The sequence below is a fragment of the Streptomyces sp. NPDC039480 genome, assembly GCF_055597165.1.
This window is the reverse complement of sequence record NZ_JBVITX010000011.1, coordinates 232,869-249,750: the sequence shown is the minus strand read 5'-3', so window position 1 is coordinate 249,750 and position 16,882 is coordinate 232,869. Positions and strand designations below refer to the sequence as shown.

The following is a 16,882-nucleotide window of genomic DNA, read 5'->3' as shown; positions in this document are numbered from 1 at the left end:
ACCTAGTCAGGAATGCAACCTATCTCGGGGCGCTGACCAATCGGGGTGCTGGCCATCTGGGGTCCTGGTCGGCCTGCCCTATCCGACGTAGTACGTCGGATTCGGGAGCTTGTACGTCTTGTCGGCGTAGCCGCCTTCGAGGTCGCTCACCTGGTCGCCGAAGCTGCCGACGATGTTGTAGCCGGTCGACTCGATGTACTTGCGCGTGCCTTCCTTGAACTGGACGGTGGTGCAGTTCCAGGCGGCGGGCGTCGCGCAGTCCTTCAGGTAGGCGGGCGGGTTCGTCTTGTCCTTGGTGAAGACGTGCGTGCGGTCGAGCGCCGTGTCGTATCCCGCCCTGGCGAGGTTGGTGACGGCGCCCTCGCGCAGCGACTCGGCGAGGCCGGTGAGGAAGAAGACCTCGACGCCCTTGCTCTTGGCGTACTTCACGAGCTGCGGCATGCCGAAGACGGCGGGGCGCTTGGCCTCCTTGACGTAGGCGTACCAACTGTCGTTGTCGTACGTGTAGTTGGTCGACTTCTCGTAGTCGAAGCTGAGCAGTGCCGTGTCGTCGACGTCGAGGACGATCGCCGGCTTCTTGCCGTGCCGGGCGTGGTGCGCGGCCTTCCTGATGTCCTTCTTCGCCTTGGCCTGGATGCGGGCCAGGTCCTTGGCGTACGGGCTGTCGGGCGAGGACCTCCACACGCCGTCCGCCCCCTTGGCCGCGCCGTAGTAGGCGTCGATCTCGCCGACGAGGAGACCTATGTTGTGGGGCTCCTTGGTGGCGCGCGGCGGGGCCTGGTCGGCACCGGCGGCACCGGCGGTGTAGAGGGCGGCACCGGCGACGGTGCAGGCGGTGGCCAGGCCGGCCACGCGTAGGGACTTCCGCATGTGTTGCGTCTCCGCATCAGGGTTCGGGCAGGTCAAGGACTGTCTACGCGCATCGACCGGGGTGTGGGGAGACTGTGGGACGACCCTTTACCTGATCCATACCTGGGGCGGGCTCAGCCCTGGGGCGGACTCGGCCCTGGGGCGGACTCGGCCCTAGGGCGGGCTCGGCCCTAGGGCGGGCTCGGCCTGGGGGGTGCTCAGTTCTGACCCTGCGCCCGCCATTCCGGGTCACGGCCGCTGAGGCCGATCACCCGGTCCAGGAGGGGCGCGTCGTCCGGCACGGGCACCGGCGCACCGAACAGCCCTCCCCCGTCCCCACCTCCGTCACCGTCACCGTCACCGTCGCCGTCGCCGTCGCCGTCGCCGTCGGCACCCTCGTCGGCGTCCCCCTCGGGCGTGAGCAGTGCCTTGGCGGCCTCCAGGCTCGCCTCGTCGGGGGCGTACTCCTGACCGGTCGCGCGCGCCAGGTCCCAGCCGTGCACGACGAGTTCGTCGAGGGCGACGAGGCCGGCGATCTCGCCCGGCAGGTCGACGCCGCCCGCCCGGGTCATGCCCTGCCAGGCCGCCGGGGAGCGCCAGGCCTCGGCGAGGGCGTCGAGCGCCTTCGGCAGCTCGCCGCGCCAGCCGGGCCCGAGGTCCGGCACGACGCTTCCCGGCGCCTGGTCGAGGCCGGGACCGAACTCCTTGCGCGCGGCCTGTTCGAAGGCCAGGGAGAGGCCGAGCACATGGCCCAGGAGGTTGCGCACCGTGTACTCGGGGCAGGGCGTGGGCGCCGCGAGCTGGTCGTCCGTGACGCGGTCGGCGATCCGGGCCACGAGCCGGGCCTGCGGGCCGAGGTCGAGGATGTCGGTCATGGGGGTCCTCCTGAGGGGGCGATGTCGGTACGTCTCCCCTTGTGGACTCCGCACGTGCCCCGAACTCATCGCGTGCCGATAGGGAAGGCGCCCGATACCGGCGCGGGGGCCTCAGGAACCAGCATCACCAGGCATGACATCGACGATCGGGCGTGTCCTGCGGGACCGCGACGCGGGCCTCTTCCTGGGCGCAGTGGTGGTCTCCGGCTTCGGGAGCTCCGCGCTGTGGCTGGTCTCCGGGATCTGGGTGAAGGAGCTCACCGGGTCCGACGGGCTCGCCGCGCTCTGCCAGTTCGCGCTCTGGGGGCCCACTCTCGTCGGCCCGCTGCTCGGCACGCTCGCCGACCGCACGCGCCGCAGACCGCTCCTGGTGAGCGCCAACCTCGCGCTCGCCGCGCTCCTCCTGTCCCTGTTCACCGTCGACACCGCCGGACGGCTGTGGATCCTCTTCGCGGTCCTCCTGGTGTACGGGGCGTGCGGCGTCGTCACCGACGCGGCGGAGGCCGCCCTGGTCGCCACGGCCGTCGACAAGGACCTGCTGGGCGACTTCAACGGGCTGCGGATGTCCGCGAACGAGGGCATGAAGCTGGTGGCGCCGCTCGCGGGGGCGGGCCTGTTCGCCGCGTACGGGGGCGCGCGGGTGGCACTCCTGGACGCGGTGACGTTCGTCCTGGCGGCCGGGATGTTCGCGCTGCTGCGGGTCCGGGAGAACGCACCGGCACCCGACCCCACACCACTGCGGGAGCGGACCGCGGAGGGTGCGCGGTACCTGTGGCGCCACGAGCGGCTGCGGCCCCTAGTGCTGGCGGCCGGACTGACGATGCTTACCTCGGGGATCAGCGGCGCCCTGGTCTACGCGGTCGTCGAGGGACTCGGCCGCTCCCCCGCGTACACCGGGGTGCTGTACGTCGCACAGGGCGTCGGTTCCGTCGCGGTGGGCGTGGCATCGGGGACACTGCTGCGGCGGTTCGGGGCACGGCGGTTCGCCGGCGCGGGCATCGCCCTGACCGGGATAGCCGCCGCGCTGACCGCACTGCCACACGATGCCACGGTCCTCGCCGGAAGCCTCGCGAACGGCATCGGCCTGCCCTGTGCCCTGATCGCCGGGCTGACGGCGGTGCAGCGCGAAACACCCGACGCACTCGTCGGCAGGGCGACGGCCACCGCCAACACCCTGATGTTCACGCCGACAGCACTCGGCATCGCGGCGGGCGCGGCGCTCGTGGAGAGCGTCGACTTCCGCGTGCTGCTCCCGGCCCTCGCAGGGGCACGACTCCTGATCGCCGCGCCCCTGCTGAGGTCCGGGGGTCCGCTGTCCGGGGAGCGGGTTACTTCACGTCGGCCCAGCGCTTGATGGTCTTGACGGCCTGTGTCTGCTGGGGTTCGGGCAGCTTCGTGATCGAGGCGCCATGGTTGGCGCCGGGGACCACGTAGCGGTAGGAGTCGTGGCGGCTGGGGGTGAACTTCTCGGCGCTCCACGGGTCGTTCTCGCCGTAGATGAACATCATGTGGCGGCCGCGGGTCTTCACCCAGCGGTCGACGTCGGCGATGGTGCTGTTGTCGTACGTGCCGCGCATGGCGGCGGGCAGCACCGAGTTCGGCTGGTAGATGTCCGGGTAGTGGCGGACGCCCTTGAGGTGCTTGAACTCGAGGTCGGCCCAGCCGAGTTGCGTGGCGGCCTGGCGGTAGTAGGGGCCCGAGCCGTTGGTGCCGAGGGACTCGTCCTGGTAGACGCTGAAGCCGTGCTTCTTCGACCAGTCGTAGAGCTCGTCGTCGGTGATCTTCTTCGCGTCGGGCACGGTCGGGCAGTCGGCGGCGGTGCCGGACTGCCAGAAGTTCCACACCTGGTCGAGGACGGCGAACTCGTAGGCGCGGTCGGTGGTGCCGAGGGTCTCCTCGAAGGTGTCGCCGTTGGCCTTCGCGTCCGCCTCGAACTTGGGGAGCAGCGCGTCGCGGCGTACGAGCATCTCGCGCTGCACGGCGTTCAGCGCGGTCCGGCACTCCTTGGTGCCGACCGTCTTGAAGAAGCGTTCGTAGCCGGAGTCGTCGCGGTTGTTCGCGTCGTTGGGCGCGACGAACGCGACGACGGCGTCGAGGTCGTCGGGGTAGAAGCGCTCGTGGTACGTCGCGGTCATGCCGCCCTTGCTGGCGCCGGTGCCCAGCCACTTGCCCTTCTCGACGGTGCGCAGGGCGCGGGTGAGGCGGTGCTCGTCGGCGGCCTCCTGCTGGACGGTCATCTTGGACCAGTCGTCGCCCGCGGCGCCCTTGGGCCGTGACTCGGCGAAGTAGCGGTGCTCGACGGCGACCTGGTTGGCGTCGATCAGCCGGGTGAGGGAGGCGGTGCCGCCGGGGAGGGTGTAGCCGCTGGTGTAGAGGACGGTCGGCTTGTCCGTGGCCTTGTGCCAGAGCGTGGCGCGCTGCGTGAACGTGGCGCCGTGGGGCTTGCGGTGGTCGACGGGCTGCTTGTACGTCAGCGTGTAGAGGGGGTGGCCCTCCTTGTCCGCTACGGAGACCACCGTCATGCCCGGTATTCGCTCCAGGCGTTCGCGGAGGTCGGACGGCGTTCCGCTCGGTCGTCCCGACCCGGAGCCGTCGCCGGCCGGCGCGCTCGCGGCGGCGGGCGTCGCGCCGCCGAGCACCGCGGCACCCGCCATCAGTCCGGCACAGACCAGCGCGGATATCCCCTTGTGGCGCACCTTGTTCCCCCTCTGTCCCCCGGTTCGGGGGTCTGTTGCCCCTGGCCCGGGGGTGTCCCTGGTAGGGGATGTCCGTGGTAGGGGCGCGACGGTTGTGGTGCGCGGATCGTACCGGTGATCACTCCGGATGCGACAGGGCTGCCGCGACGTGGGCGAGGTCGGCTTCCGAGGCCAATCCCGCGTGGTAGAGCCGCAGTTCGGTGGCGCCCTGGTGGGCGGCGCGTGCCGCGTCGGCGGCGAGGGTGGCGGGGCTGCCGCCCATGCCGCTCACCACGGTGAGGTTGGCGGCGAGGACCGCCCCGTCCCTGCGCTGCGCGGCGAACGGCTCCAGGAGGTGGGCGCCGCCCGTGCAGGGCACGACCACGCCGTCGGCCACGGAGAGGATGTGCGCCGGGTCGACGCCCGCGTTCGCGCCGCAGTGGTAGGTCACCGGGTCGGCGTGGAGCAGCACCTGGAATCCGGTGGGCGCCGCCGCGCGGACGGCGTCGACGGTGGCCTCCTGGAGGGTGCGGGCGGTTTTCTCGCGCCACGCGCGCGTGGCGGCTGCCCGGTCGGCGCCGATGAACTTCTCGACGCCCGCCCAGCCCGCGGCCTCGCCATCGACCTCGTCCCCGCCCTCGCCCGTGTCGTCGTCGCGCCACACGGGCTCCAGTGCGCGGCGGACGACGGCCGCCAGCTCGTCCGGGTCGAGGCCCTGTCCGGCGTACCCCTCCCGGCAGGAGGCGCAGAAGCACAGCGACATCAGGTACTGCCCGGCCTCGCCGGGCGTGACGCCCGCGATCTTGTCGTGGGCGTGCAGGTGCGCGAGGCCGTACCAGCCGCAGGACTCCAGTTCGGTGCCGCGTGTCCCGGTTCCTGGGCGTACGGCGGATTCCGCGGCCAGGTCGGTGAGGTACGCGCGCGTGGCGGGCTGTGCGATGCAGGGCGCCCAGGGGTAGCGGTCTCCGTAGGCGTTGACCACGGAGGTCGCCGGGTGGTCGTCGCCCAGCCGGGAGTTGTGGGCGAGGACGACCCAGCTGTGCACCTCGAGCCCGGCGTCGGTCAGGGCCTGTGCCGCCTCTCCGTAGGCATCGCCCGGCGCCCACGCCCCGGCGGCGTACGGCCGCAGCTCGCGGCCCCGCCAGTGGTCGCCCGGCGGGTAGAGCACGGCGGCGTGCGCGGCCGTCACGACGCGGTGGCGCGGGTGGCGCGGGGTCAGCGCGCGCGTGGAGTGGTAGGCGGAGGCCAGGGTGACCTGGCGAATGCCGAGGGCGGCGAGGCGGGCGGGCGCCTCGGGGTCGCCGACGACGTCCCAGGGGTAGAGGAACGCGGCGGCCTTCACGCGCCCGCTCCGGGGTGCGCGCTGCCGATCAGCTCACGCCCGCGTTCGACGAGTTCGGCGAGCCGCTTGACGTGTTCGCCCGCGGGTTCGTGCAGCGGCGGCCGCACGGGGCCCACGTCCAGACCGCCGAGCCGGACGCCCGCCTTGACGAGGGAGACGGCGTATCCCCGGCCGAGGGCGCGCAGCTCCACGAAGGGCCGGTAGAAGCCGTCGACGAGGCGGTCGACGGTGGCGTCTCCCTCCGGCGTACCGGAGTTGAACGCGCGGTGGAAGGCGAGCGCGATGTCGGGCGCGAAGCAGAAGACCGCCGAGGAGTAGAGGGTCACGCCGATGCCGCGGTAGGCGAGAGCGGTCAGCTCGGCGGTCGGCAGACCGTTGAAGTACAGGAAGTCGCCCGGCGCCCCGCCGCGCACGGCGCTGACGGTGCGCTGCATCAGGTCCATGTCGCCGAGGCCGTCCTTGAAGCCGATGACGCCTTCCGTGCGGGCGAGTTCGACGACCGTCTCGGGGGTGAGGACGGCGTTGTCGCGCTGGTAGACGATGACGTCCAGGGAGGTGGCGGCGGCGAGTTCGGTGTAGTGCCTGAGCAGTCCCTCCTGCTCGGCGACGACGAGGTAGGGGGGCATGGCGAGCAGCCCGTCGGCGCCCGCCTCCTCGGCGAGGCGCGCGTACCGCACGGCGAGCGCGGTGCCGTATCCGGCGCCCGCGACCACCGGCACCCGGCCCGCCGTCTCCTCGACCGCGGCGGCGACGCACTCCTGGAACTCCTCGGGCGTCAGGGCGTGGAACTCGCCCGTGCCGCAGCAGGCGAACACCGCGGCCGCGCCCGCCTCGATGCCGCCGCGCACATGGGCGCGGAAGGTGTCCAGGTCGAGAGCGCCGTCCGGCCCGTACGCCGTGACCGGGAAGAACAGCGGCCCGCTGGGGACGCGGAGTCGGGAAGCGAGGGGGGCTGACGTCACGGGCTCTCCCTAAGCGTGCACGTTTCTGATCCATGTCCATATCCCTGAACGCGACCACGCTAAGGCGCCCTCTCGGGCCGGGTCAAGCACGCGAACTCCCCGCCCACGAGCGGATTTACCGCGTCCGCACGCCTCCCGAACGCTTGACGCGACGCGACGGTGATCCCTAGCGTTTCCACGGATGTGAATCCTGTACGTGGACAGATACAGATACAGATACGTGGATGCATACGCCCGCCCGAGGAGACCCGCATGCCCGCTCCCCGCACCGTCCTGCTCACCGGCGCCGCCGGCGGACTCGGCACGCTGATGCGCGGGCTCCTGCCCGCGTACGGCTACGACCTGCGCCTGCTCGACCTGCGCCCGGTCCCGGACGAGCCGGACGCCGTCACCGCCGACCTCGCCGACAGGGACGCGCTGCGCGAGGCCGTGCGCGGGGTCGACGCGGTCCTCCATCTCGCGGGCATCTCCCTGGAGTCCACCTTCGACAAGATCCTCAAGGCCAACATCGAAGGGACGTACAACCTCTACGAGGCGGCCCGCGAGGAAGGCGTCCGGCGGATCGTCTCCGCGTCCTCCAACCACGCGGTGGGCTTCACCCCGCGCCCCCGGGGCGACGACCCGTTGATCCCCGTCGACACCCCGCGCCGCCCCGACACCTTCTACGGGCTCTCGAAGTCCTTCGGCGAGGACCTCGCCCAGCTCTACTGGGACAAGCACGGCGTCGAGACCGTGTCGGTCCGCATCGGATCGTGCTTCCCCGAACCGTCGAGCGTGCGGATGCTGTCGGTCTGGATGAGCCCCGACGACGGGGCCCGGCTCTTCCACGCCGCCCTCACCGCCGAGGACGTGCGGCACACCGTGGTCTACGGCTCGTCCGCCAACACCCGCATCTGGTGGGACCTCTCGTCGGCGCGGGCGCTCGGCTACGACCCACGGGACGACTCCGAGGCGTACGCGGAGAAGCTGATCGCCGAACAGGGCGAACTGGACCCGGCCAACCCGGACCACGCGCACCTGGGCGGCCACTTCTGCACGAACCCGCCCGTGTGGCCGTACTGACCTCCCGCCCACCGCGACCGGGCACCGAACGGGCGGCCCCGACCCCCGAAACGGGCACGCCCGCGGCCCGCCGCACAGGCCGTCGCCCCGCCAAGCGGGCACATACGGGCAGCATCGCGCGCGCTGCCACCCTGGTCACCCCCTTGCCCGCGCTGTAGAACTTCCCCACAGGGCCCGAACGGGCACCGCCAGACCCAGGGGAAGCAGGTGACGCCGATGACCGCGGAGGAACGTCAGCGGCGGATCGTCCACGCGGCCCGCAACGCCGGCTCCGTCGACGTGACGGCGCTCGCCGACGAGCTCGGCGTCGCCAAGGAGACCGTCCGCCGCGACCTGCGCGCCCTGGAGGACCACGGCCTGGTCCGCCGCACCCACGGCGGCGCCTACCCCGTGGAGAGCGCGGGCTTCGAGACCACCCTCGCCTTCCGCACGACCATGCACGTCCCCGAGAAGCGGCGCATCGCGGCCGCCGCCGCCGAACTGCTCGGCGACGCCGAGACCGTCTTCGTCGACGAGGGCTTCACGCCCCAGCTGATCGCCGAGGCGCTGCCGGAGGCCGCGGCGGGCCGCCCGCTGACCGTCGTCACCGCCTCACTGGCCACCGCGGGCACCCTCGCCGAGGCCGAGAACGTCACCGTCCTGCTGCTCGGCGGCCGGGTGCGCCCCGGCACCCTCGCCACCGTCGACCACTGGACGACCCGCATGCTGGCCGGGTTCGTCATCGACCTGGCGTACATCGGCGCCAACGGCATCTCCCGCGAACACGGCCTCACGACGCCCGACCCCGCGGTCAGCGAGGTGAAGGCGCAGGCCATCAGGGCGTCCCGGCGCACGGTGTTCCCGGGCGTGCACACCAAGTTCGGGGCGACGAGCTTCTGCCGGTTCGCGGGGATCGGCGACCTCGACACGATCGTCACGAGCAGCCGCCTGCCCGCGTCCGAAGCACACCGCTACTCCCTCCTGGGGCCACAGGTCCTCCGCGTCTGACGGCCACCGCCTCCCCACCGCGGCACACCCCGCGCACGGCCGACGCGGGCTTCCGCACACCCTGCGGCACCCCAATCACCCCGATATGACCCTCTACGTCCAGGAGCTCTCATGCGAACCCCGAGCCGACGGAGGCCGAGGCCGCGCGCGCTCGCCGCGGCCGCCGCAGGGGCGCTGCTCGCCCCGCTGCTCGCCGGCTGCTGGGCCGGTGCCGGCGGGGCCGGTTCAGGCGGCGACTCCATCAACGTCCTGATGGTGAACAACCCGCAGATGGTGGAGTTGCGCAAGCTCACCGCCGACCACTTCACCAAGAAGACCGGCATCGAGGTGAACTTCACCGTCCTGCCGGAGAACGACGTCCGCGACAAGATCAGCCAGGACTTCGCCAACCAGGCGGGCCAGTACGACGTCGCGACGCTCAGCAACTACGAGATACCGATCTACGCAAGGAACGGCTGGCTGCACGAGGTCGGTTCGTACGCGCGCAAGGACACGGCGTACGACGAGAAGGACATCCTGCCGCCCATGCGCCAGTCCCTCACCGGCGACGACGGCAAGCTCTACGGACAGCCCTTCTACGGAGAGTCGTCCTTCCTGATGTACCGCAAGGACGTCTTCAAGAAGGCCGGCCTGACCATGCCCGACCGCCCCACCTGGCAGCAGGTGGCGGACCTCGCCGCCCGTGTGGACGGCGCGGAGTCCGGGATGAAGGGCATCTGTCTGCGCGGACTGCCCGGCTGGGGCGAGGTGATGGCGCCGCTGACGACCGTCGTCAACACCTTCGGGGGCACCTGGTTCGACAAGGACTGGAAGGCCCGCCTGGACTCCCCCGAGTTCGAAAAGGCAACCCGCTTCTACGTAGACCTCGTGCGCGAGCACGGCCAGTCGGGGGCCGCGCAGTCCGGCTATGCCGAGTGCCTCAACAACCTCACCCAGGGCAAGACCGCCATGTGGTACGACGCGACGGCCGCGGCGGGTTCACTGGAGTCCGCCAAGTCCCCGGTCAAGGGGAAGATCGGCTACGTACCCGCCCCGGTGGCGCGGACGGAGAGCTCCGGGTGGCTGTACACGTGGGCCTGGGGCCTGCAGAAGGCATCGCGCAACCCCGACCGGGCCTGGAAGTTCATCTCCTGGGCGTCGGGCAAGGAGTACGAGAAGCTCGTCGGCGAGAAGATCGGCTGGTCGAACGTGCCCGCGGGCAAGCGCGCCTCCACCTACGCGAACCCCGCCTACCGCAAGGAAGCCGCCGCCTTCCAGGACGTCACCCGCGCCGCCATCGAGGGCGCGCGCCCCCGCGACCCCGGCGTGCAGCCCCGCCCCGCGCCCGGCATCCAGTTCGTCGGCATCCCCGAGTTCACCGACCTCGGCACCAAGGTCTCCCAGGAGATCAGCGCGGCCATCGCAGGACGCCAGTCCGTCGACGCGGCCCTGGACACGTCGCAGGACCTCGCCGAGAAGATCTCCGAGGAGTACGAGGGACGATGACCGCCACCGCGAGCACCACCACACCCGTGGGGCACACGCGCGTGCCCGCCGCACAGCCACCGGGAACGGGACGGCTGCGCGCCTGGGCGACCAGGGCGCCCCTGCTGCCCGCCCTCATCTTCATGATCGCCGTGACCCAACTGCCCTTCGTGGCCACCCTGGTGATCTCCTTCTTCGACTGGAACGCCCTCTATCCGGACGCCCGCAGCTTCACCGGCTTCGCCAACTACACCGAGGTCCTCACCGACCCCGACCTGCGCAAGTCCGTCCTGACCACGATCCTCCTGACGGCCTCCGTCGTCCTCGCCAGCCTGGTCGCGGGCCTTGCTCTCGCGCTGCTCCTGAACCGGAAGTTCCGGGGGCGCGGACTCGTCCGCACCCTCCTCATCGCGCCGTTCCTGCTCGTCCCCGTGGCCGCCGCGCTGCTGTGGAAGCACGTGCTCTACAACCCCGAGTACGGCCTCTTCAACGGCCTGCTGCACTGGGTCGGCGGGGACTCCGCGGCGCAGCCGGACTGGATCTCCAACACCCCGCTCCTCGCCATCGAGGCCTCCCTGGTGTGGCAGTGGACGCCCTTCATGATGCTGATCCTGCTCGCGGGGCTGCAGAGCCGCGACCCCGAACTGATCGAGGCGGCCCGCATGGACGGCGCGAGCAACTGGCAGGTCTTCCGCCATCTGACACTGCCGCACCTGCGCCGCTACCTCGAACTCGGCGCGCTGCTCGGCTCGATCTACATCGTGCAGAACTTCGACGCCGTCTTCACCATCACCTCGGGCGGCCTCGGCACGGCAAACCTGCCCTACACCGTCTACCAGAGCTTCTCGAGAACGGCCTGGCCTCCGCGGCGGGCGTGCTCGTCGTCATCGGCTCGCTCGTCATCGCGACCTTCGCCCTGCGAGTCGTCTCGTCCCTGTTCCGTGAGGAGGCGTCCCGCTGATGAGCACCGTACGCACCAAGCCCGCCAAGGGAGCCAGGGGCATAGGTCTGGGGCTCGTCGCCTGGCTCGCCGGGATCCTGTTCTTCCTGCCCATCGCCTGGATGGCGCTGACCTCCTTCCACTCGGAGGAGGACGCGGCGACCAACCCGCCGTCGCTCGCCGCCTCGCTCACCCTCGACGGCTACCGCGAGTTCTTCGGCTCCGGCGGCGGCGCCAGCCCCTGGCCCTCGCTCGTCAACTCGACGGTGGCGTCGGTCGTCTCGACCCTGTGCGTGCTGGTCCTCGCGCTTCCGGCCGCCTACGCCCTGTCCATCAGGCCCGTGAAGAAGTGGACGGATGTGCTCTTCTTCTTTCTGTCCACGAAGATGCTGCCGGTCGTGGCGGGTCTCCTCCCGATCTACCTCTTCGCCAAGAACACCGGCCTCCTGGACAACATCTGGCTGCTCGTCCTCCTCTACACCTCGATGAACCTGCCGATCGCGGTGTGGATGATGCAGTCGTTCCTCGCCGAGGTGCCGAAACCGGTCATCGAGGCCGCGCAGATCGACGGGGCACGGCTGCCGACGATCCTCACGCGCGTGGTGGCGCCGATCGCGCTTCCCGGGATCGCCGCGACCTCCCTGATCTGCTTCATCTTCAGCTGGAACGAACTCCTCTTCGCGCGGGTGCTCACGGGCGTCGTCGCCCAGACCGCGCCCGTCTTCCTGACCGGCTTCATCACCAGCCAGGGCCTGTTCCTGGCGAAGGTGTGCGCCGCGTCGCTCGTGATCTCCCTGCCGGTGCTCGCCGCGGGGTTCGCCGCCCAGGACAAGCTGGTCCAGGGCCTGTCGTTGGGAGCCGTCAAATGAACCAGGGAGCCACCAAGTGAAGGCCGCCATCATCGAGTCCGTCGGCAAGGCCGTCGTCGGGGAGCTGCCCGACCCCGCCCCCGGCCCCCGCGACGTCGTCGTCGAGGTCGCGGCGTGCGGCCTGTGCGGAACCGATCTGCACATCCTCCAGGGCGAGTTCGCGCCGACCCTGCCGGTCGTGCCGGGCCACGAGTTCGCCGGTGAGGTCGTCGCGCTCGGCGGTGACGTGCGTACGCTCGCCGTCGGCGACCGGGTCGCCGTCGACCCCTCGCTGCACTGCCACGAGTGCCGCTACTGCCGCGACGGCCGGGGCAACCTCTGCGAACGGTGGGCGGCGATCGGCGTGACCACCGCGGGCGGCGCCGCCCAGTACGCGGTGGCGCCCGCCGCCAACTGCGTACGCCTCCCCGACCACGTACGCACCGAGGACGCCGCACTCATCGAACCGCTGTCCTGCGCCGTGCGCGGCTACGACGTGCTGCGGACGCGGCTCGGCGCGCACGTGCTGATCTACGGCTCGGGGACGATGGGCCTGATGATGCTGGAGCTCGCCAAACGTACCGGCGCGGCGAGCGTCGACGTCGTGGACCTGAACGCGGACCGGCTCGCCACCGCGCGGCTCCTCGGCGTCTCCGGTTCGGCGGCGAACGCGGACGAACTGGACCGGCCGCGGGGCTGGGACGTCGTCATCGACGCGACGGGCAACGCCGCGGCGATCCAGGACGGCATCGAACGGGTCGCCAAGGCGGGCACGTTCCTCCAGTTCGGCGTCGCCGACTACGCCACGCGCGTGAACATCGACCCGTACCGGATCTACAACCAGGAGATCACCATCACCGGTTCGATGGCGGTCCTGCACAGCTACGAACGGGCCGCGGAACTGTTCGCCGGCGGCGTGCTCGACCCGGACGTGTTCATCAGCGACCGGCTGCCGCTCGCGGAGTACCCGCAGGCGCTCGACCGGTTCGCCGCGGGGAAGGGCCGGAAGATCGTCGTGGTGCCGTGACGGCGGTGCCGTAATTCGGTACCGGCGCGGCATGGCCGGACGTACGCTCCGGCCATGCCGAGACCTCATGGATTCACCTACGAACAGCGCGCGGACGGCACCCTCGTGATCACCCACGGCGGACGCGCCGCGGGCACGCTCCGCGCCGCCCGCGCCGAACAGTTCCTCGCCGAGGTGGCGAGCGGCGACCCGCAGCTGGTGATGGCCCGCTGGACCGGCAACTACAAGCGCGGCAACGAACGCGCCGCCCGCGCCCATCCGCGCAACCGCGGCTGACACCCTCGCGCAGCGGACCTGGAAAATCCCTGCCCGGGTAAGGGAACGGCAAAGCGGGATCGTTCGTTACCCCTGGCATGACAGCTATGACCCCCGGCTCGAACATCCCGCTGACCGCCGCCCGCGTGGCGGTGGACGTCGCCGCACCGGTGCGGCTCGACGTATCGGGCCTGCTGCTCACCGCCGACGGCAAGGTGCGCTCCGACGACGACTTCATCTTCTTCAACCAGCCCTCCGGCCCCGGTGTGACCTATCAGTCGGGTGGCGGTACGACCCCCGACAAGGTCACCGTCGACACGGCCGCCGTGCCGCCCGGCATCGAGAAGATCGTCGTGACCGCGAGCCCGGACGCGGCGGGCCAGACCTTCCAGGGCATCGAGCCCACCGCCACGATCCGCAACGCCGACGACGGCTCGGTCCTCGCCACCTTCACGCCCCCGCAGCTCGGCTCCGAGACGGCCCTGGTGATCGTCGAGATCTATCTGCGCAACGGCGCCTGGAAGGCCCGCGCGGTCGGCCAGGGGTACTCCAACGGCCTCGCGGGCATCGCAACGGACTTCGGCGTCTCGGTGGAGGAGCCCGCCCCGGCCCCTGCCGCGCCCGCAGCGGCCCCCGCGGGTCCGGTCGCCCCCGCGGCGCCTGCCGCTCCGATGGCGCCTCCGGTGGGGCAGCCGGTGCAGGGTCCGCCCCCGCCGGCCGCCGCCCCGGCCGCGCCCGCCGCCCCCGCGCCCGGCGCCGGGAAGATCAACCTGGACAAGGGCCGCGTCAGCCTCCAGAAGAACCAGACGGTGTCCCTGGTCAAGGGCGGCAAGCCGCTGCTCTCGCAGGTCAAGATGGGTCTCGGCTGGGAGCCGGCGTTCCGCGGCAAGGACATCGACCTGGACGCCTCCGTCATCGCGTACGGCCCGCAGCGCAACCACGTCGACAGCTGCTACTTCGGCAAGCTCTCGATCGTGAACGGCGCGATCAAGCACTCCGGCGACAACCTCACGGGCGAGGGCGGCGGTGACGACGAGGTGATCGTCGTGGACCTCGGCCGCCTCCCGCAGGACGTCACGGGCCTGGTCTTCACGGTGAACTCGTTCTCCGGCCAGAAGTTCACGGAGGTCGCGAAGGCCTACTGCCGCCTGATGGACGCGGCGACCGGCGAGGAGCTGGTCCGCTTCGACCTGACCAACGCCGAGGCGCAGACCGGCGTCATGATGGCGAAGCTGATCAAGCAGTTCACCGGCGAGTGGGAAATGACCGGAATGGGGCAGTTCGTCAAGTCCCGGACGGTGCGTGGCATGGTGAAGCCCGCAGCGCAGGCGCTGTAGGCGCGGCGGATGCGGGCTGAGCGGGAGTGAGCAGGGATGAGTGAGGGGCGGCGGACCGCGTGTGCGGTCCGCCGCCCCTCAGCTGTGTCAGGTCAGGATGCCGGGTGTCAGAGCTTGGCCAGCTTCGGGTAGGGACTCAGGAACCGTCCCTGACGGCCCGCGAAGTCGATGACGACCGCGTCCTCTCCCTCGACGCCGACGATCCTCCCGAGGCCGTACTGGTCGTGGGAGACACGGTCACCCACGGCGAACTGCTCAACGGGTGGGGCGGGCGGAGCGGGCACATTGAAGGGACTGTTCGGCAGGTGGCGGCGCGAGCCGGCGGGCCTCGTCATATCTGAAGTATGCGCCCCCGGACACCCGACGCACCATGCTCTGAGCTCACACCGCTTTCACATCGGTATGGAACAGACACACAAGGCCCGGCCACGGACGACCCGAACGGGGTACGGTCGTGACGGCCCGCACCCTTACGGAAACGTACGGTGACGCTTTCAGACCGCCGCCCACGGCCAGTCGGCGTCGGCTCCCGCCTCCAGCAGCCCCACCGTGCGGAACGCCGCGTCCGAGAGGCCGCCGAAGACGTGCCGGTTGCCCTCTCCGGAGGCGCCGTGGCCCGCGCGGTAGCCCGCCAGGTTCCAGGTGTAGACGGGGACGCCCGCCGGCACCTGCTCGGTCGGGTCGCCGTGGTAGTGGTACGCCGCCTGCTCGTCGGTGACGATCAGCACCCGGTCGTGCTTCTTGTAGAAGCGGCGCACCGCCTCGGTGGTGTTCGTGCCGCCGAGGTCGCCGAAGCGGCCGAGGATCTTCAGGACGGACTCGCCCGCGCGGTACTTCACCCGTGCGCTGCTGCTGCCGAACTGGACCAGGTCCGCGTCGGCGGCGCGCAGCGCGAGCGCGGTGCCGAAGATCGCGGCCGCGTCGGCGCGGTTGAGCTGCGAGCGGTCGGACAGCGGCGACCACATCGAACCGGACCGGTCGACCAGGATCAGCGTCCGGCCCGGCAGCGACGGCACGTTCCCGAGGGAGTGGCCGAGGGCCTGCTCCAGCGGGTACGACCAGCGCAGCGACGGCGCGTGCTGGTACGCCGCGAGGTAGCGGAAGGGAAACTGCCGCGACTTCGCGACGGCTTCCGGGTCGGCGAGCCGCGCCGCGACGGTCGCCGCGACCTCGTCCGAGACGCCCGCCTCGTCGAAGTTCCGCAGGTTGCGGACGAGGGCCATGGCGCCCATCGACGGGATCACGGCCTCCCAGGCCGCCTTGTCCATGGGCCCCTGGAGCCATCCCGCGAGCGCCTCCCAGGTGATGCCCGCGGCGGCGAGCCGCTCGGCGCCGCCTTCGCCGGTGATCACCGCGCGCCGCTCCGCGACGGGCAGCGCCATCAGCTCGCGGTGCGCGGCGAGGACGCGCGCACCCTCGGGCGGCACCGCGGTCTCCGGGTGGTGGCGGCGGTCGAGCGCGTACCGGAAGAGGGGGCCCTGCCAGGGCTTGGCCGGGTGGGGCGCCGCGTGCACGAGGTTGAGGATGTCGCCGAAGCGGTAGCCCTTGGCCGCCGTGTCGTACTTCAGCAGGGCCTTCTCGTTGTAGAGGCGGCGCACGGCGTCGGCGATGCCGCGCTTGACGGGCTTGGGGATCGCGCGGCCGTACGTCGACGTCCAGTAGCCGAGGAGCTCGCCGGGCTCGTCGGGCCGGCGCAGGACGGACGCGACGACCTGGCGGCCCGTGGGGCCGTCGGTGGCGTGCGCGTCGAGGCGCGCCTTCACGTACTCGGCGGCACCGACGATCGAGGCCGTCCGCATGTTGCCGTCGCCGCGCAGCCAGCCGAGCAGGCCCGCGGTCCACTGCGGGTCCTCGACGGCGAGGCGGCGGACGAGCGCGGCGAAGCGGTCGTCACGGCGGTCGCCGGTCTCGTAGAAGGTCTGCTGGGAGACGAAGTTCGCGACCGCGAGCAGGAAAAGCTCGGAGCGTGCGTCGCGGAGATGTCCGCGGCCGCCCTGGTGTGTACGGGTGGTGCGGCCGGTCGACTTCACCGGAGAAGTCACCGCCGCCTTGACGGACTTGGTGTTGAAACGTGCCATGAGAATTCCCCCGAATTCATTGCGTACGCATGCGCACGCTTATGCATGCGTGCGCACAAAGAGAAGGGGGGAGGCAGACGGCAGGAGTGTGCCCGAGTTCAGAAGCGGCGACGGACTTGTGTCGGATGCTCTACCCGATTGAGCTACACCGACCCGAAGTCGATGACGGGACTCGAACCCG

General features: G+C 71.3%; 15 protein-coding genes and 1 pseudogene. 9 read left to right on the top strand and 7 right to left on the bottom strand.

All coding sequences use genetic code 11. The features are described 5' to 3' along the window. Nucleotides 1-78: 78 nt before the first annotated feature. Both ACZ56E_RS30975 and ACZ56E_RS30970 read right to left on the bottom strand, forming a co-directional pair. Nucleotides 79-870 carry an HAD family acid phosphatase gene (locus tag ACZ56E_RS30975; RefSeq protein ID WP_471219177.1) on the bottom strand — a complete coding sequence of 264 codons (792 nt, stop codon included), beginning with the start codon at nucleotides 868-870 and terminating at the stop codon, nucleotides 79-81. Between the two features lie 197 nt (nucleotides 871-1,067). Next, nucleotides 1,068-1,724 (bottom strand): TIGR03086 family metal-binding protein, encoded by a 657-nt coding sequence (locus tag ACZ56E_RS30970; RefSeq protein WP_471219175.1) that lies wholly within the window; start codon nucleotides 1,722-1,724, stop codon nucleotides 1,068-1,070. Nucleotides 1,725-1,857: 133 nt separating this feature from the next. Here ACZ56E_RS30970 and ACZ56E_RS30965 point away from each other — a divergent pair, with 133 nt between their 5' ends. Beyond that, nucleotides 1,858-3,078 carry an MFS transporter gene (locus ACZ56E_RS30965; RefSeq protein ID WP_471219172.1) on the top strand — a complete coding sequence of 407 codons (1,221 nt, stop codon included), beginning with the start codon at nucleotides 1,858-1,860 and terminating at the stop codon, nucleotides 3,076-3,078. On the opposite strand, the gene ACZ56E_RS30960 is transcribed toward ACZ56E_RS30965, so the two are convergent. From ACZ56E_RS30960 to ACZ56E_RS30950, 3 genes are all read right to left on the bottom strand, one after another. Beyond that, nucleotides 3,053-4,420 (bottom strand): S28 family serine protease, encoded by a 1,368-nt coding sequence (locus tag ACZ56E_RS30960; protein ID WP_471219171.1) that lies wholly within the window; start codon nucleotides 4,418-4,420, stop codon nucleotides 3,053-3,055. The genes ACZ56E_RS30965 and ACZ56E_RS30960 overlap by 26 nt on opposite strands. Before the next feature lie 118 nt (nucleotides 4,421-4,538). After that, a complete protein-coding gene (locus tag ACZ56E_RS30955) occupies nucleotides 4,539-5,741 on the bottom strand; it encodes a hypothetical protein (RefSeq protein ID WP_471219168.1) in 1,203 nt (400 codons plus the stop codon). Next, on the bottom strand, nucleotides 5,738-6,703 hold the full coding sequence (locus tag ACZ56E_RS30950; RefSeq protein WP_471219166.1) for a 5-dehydro-4-deoxyglucarate dehydratase: 966 nt from the start codon (nucleotides 6,701-6,703) through the stop codon (nucleotides 5,738-5,740). Before ACZ56E_RS30950 ends, ACZ56E_RS30955 begins: the two co-directional genes overlap by 4 nt. 252 nt (nucleotides 6,704-6,955) lie before the next feature. Here ACZ56E_RS30950 and ACZ56E_RS30945 point away from each other — a divergent pair, with 252 nt between their 5' ends. From ACZ56E_RS30945 to ACZ56E_RS30910, 8 genes and pseudogenes are all read left to right on the top strand, one after another. Continuing rightward, nucleotides 6,956-7,765: an NAD-dependent epimerase/dehydratase family protein gene (locus tag ACZ56E_RS30945; RefSeq protein WP_471219164.1), complete on the top strand. Its 810-nt coding sequence runs from the start codon at nucleotides 6,956-6,958 to the stop codon at nucleotides 7,763-7,765. Nucleotides 7,766-7,981: 216 nt separating this feature from the next. Then, nucleotides 7,982-8,752 carry a DeoR/GlpR family DNA-binding transcription regulator gene (locus ACZ56E_RS30940; protein ID WP_468092887.1) on the top strand — a complete coding sequence of 257 codons (771 nt, stop codon included), beginning with the start codon at nucleotides 7,982-7,984 and terminating at the stop codon, nucleotides 8,750-8,752. 111 nt (nucleotides 8,753-8,863) lie between these two features. Continuing rightward, nucleotides 8,864-10,237: an ABC transporter substrate-binding protein gene (locus ACZ56E_RS30935; RefSeq protein ID WP_471219162.1), complete on the top strand. Its 1,374-nt coding sequence runs from the start codon at nucleotides 8,864-8,866 to the stop codon at nucleotides 10,235-10,237. After that, nucleotides 10,234-11,177, top strand: a pseudogene (locus ACZ56E_RS30930) (carbohydrate ABC transporter permease). Before ACZ56E_RS30935 ends, ACZ56E_RS30930 begins: the two are co-directional and overlap by 4 nt. Beyond that, the gene (locus ACZ56E_RS30925) at nucleotides 11,177-12,025 is read left to right on the top strand and encodes a carbohydrate ABC transporter permease (RefSeq protein WP_471219160.1); all 849 of its coding nucleotides are present in this window, start codon (nucleotides 11,177-11,179) and stop codon (nucleotides 12,023-12,025) included. Before ACZ56E_RS30930 ends, ACZ56E_RS30925 begins: the two are co-directional and overlap by 1 nt. 16 nt (nucleotides 12,026-12,041) lie before the next feature. Beyond that, nucleotides 12,042-13,031, top strand: coding sequence for a zinc-dependent alcohol dehydrogenase family protein (locus ACZ56E_RS30920; protein ID WP_471219158.1), 990 nt, complete (start codon nucleotides 12,042-12,044; stop codon nucleotides 13,029-13,031). A gap of 54 nt (nucleotides 13,032-13,085) precedes the next feature. Further along, nucleotides 13,086-13,307, top strand: coding sequence for a hypothetical protein (locus tag ACZ56E_RS30915; RefSeq protein ID WP_398307596.1), 222 nt, complete (start codon nucleotides 13,086-13,088; stop codon nucleotides 13,305-13,307). An 86-nt stretch (nucleotides 13,308-13,393) separates the two neighbouring features. Further along, nucleotides 13,394-14,623 (top strand): TerD family protein, encoded by a 1,230-nt coding sequence (locus ACZ56E_RS30910; RefSeq protein WP_471219352.1) that lies wholly within the window; start codon nucleotides 13,394-13,396, stop codon nucleotides 14,621-14,623. Nucleotides 14,624-14,730: 107 nt separating this feature from the next. On the opposite strand, the gene ACZ56E_RS30905 is transcribed toward ACZ56E_RS30910, so the two are convergent. Continuing rightward, nucleotides 14,731-14,958, bottom strand: coding sequence for a CarD family transcriptional regulator (locus ACZ56E_RS30905; protein ID WP_030784272.1), 228 nt, complete (start codon nucleotides 14,956-14,958; stop codon nucleotides 14,731-14,733). A 159-nt stretch (nucleotides 14,959-15,117) separates the two neighbouring features. After that, on the bottom strand, nucleotides 15,118-16,701 hold the full coding sequence (locus tag ACZ56E_RS30900) for a TROVE domain-containing protein (protein ID WP_471219156.1): 1,584 nt from the start codon (nucleotides 16,699-16,701) through the stop codon (nucleotides 15,118-15,120). Nucleotides 16,702-16,882 lie beyond the last annotated feature (181 nt).

Bases quoted from the DNA above. Each gene is read 5' to 3' on its own strand.
- ACZ56E_RS30970 (WP_471219175.1), bottom strand. From the start codon at position 1,724: ATGACCGACATCCTCGACCTCGGCCCGCAGGCCCGGCTCGTGGCCCGG.
- ACZ56E_RS30905 (WP_030784272.1), bottom strand. From the start codon at position 14,958: ATGACGAGGCCCGCCGGCTCGCGCCGCCACCTGCCGAACAGTCCCTTC.
- ACZ56E_RS30965 (WP_471219172.1), top strand. From the start codon at position 1,858: ATGACATCGACGATCGGGCGTGTCCTGCGGGACCGCGACGCGGGCCTC.
- ACZ56E_RS30900 (WP_471219156.1), bottom strand. From the start codon at position 16,701: ATGGCACGTTTCAACACCAAGTCCGTCAAGGCGGCGGTGACTTCTCCG.
- ACZ56E_RS30915 (WP_398307596.1), top strand. From the start codon at position 13,086: ATGCCGAGACCTCATGGATTCACCTACGAACAGCGCGCGGACGGCACC.
- ACZ56E_RS30925 (WP_471219160.1), top strand. From the start codon at position 11,177: ATGAGCACCGTACGCACCAAGCCCGCCAAGGGAGCCAGGGGCATAGGT.
- ACZ56E_RS30940 (WP_468092887.1), top strand. From the start codon at position 7,982: ATGACCGCGGAGGAACGTCAGCGGCGGATCGTCCACGCGGCCCGCAAC.
- ACZ56E_RS30910 (WP_471219352.1), top strand. From the start codon at position 13,394: ATGACCCCCGGCTCGAACATCCCGCTGACCGCCGCCCGCGTGGCGGTG.
- ACZ56E_RS30975 (WP_471219177.1), bottom strand. From the start codon at position 870: ATGCGGAAGTCCCTACGCGTGGCCGGCCTGGCCACCGCCTGCACCGTC.
- ACZ56E_RS30935 (WP_471219162.1), top strand. From the start codon at position 8,864: ATGCGAACCCCGAGCCGACGGAGGCCGAGGCCGCGCGCGCTCGCCGCG.
- ACZ56E_RS30945 (WP_471219164.1), top strand. From the start codon at position 6,956: ATGCCCGCTCCCCGCACCGTCCTGCTCACCGGCGCCGCCGGCGGACTC.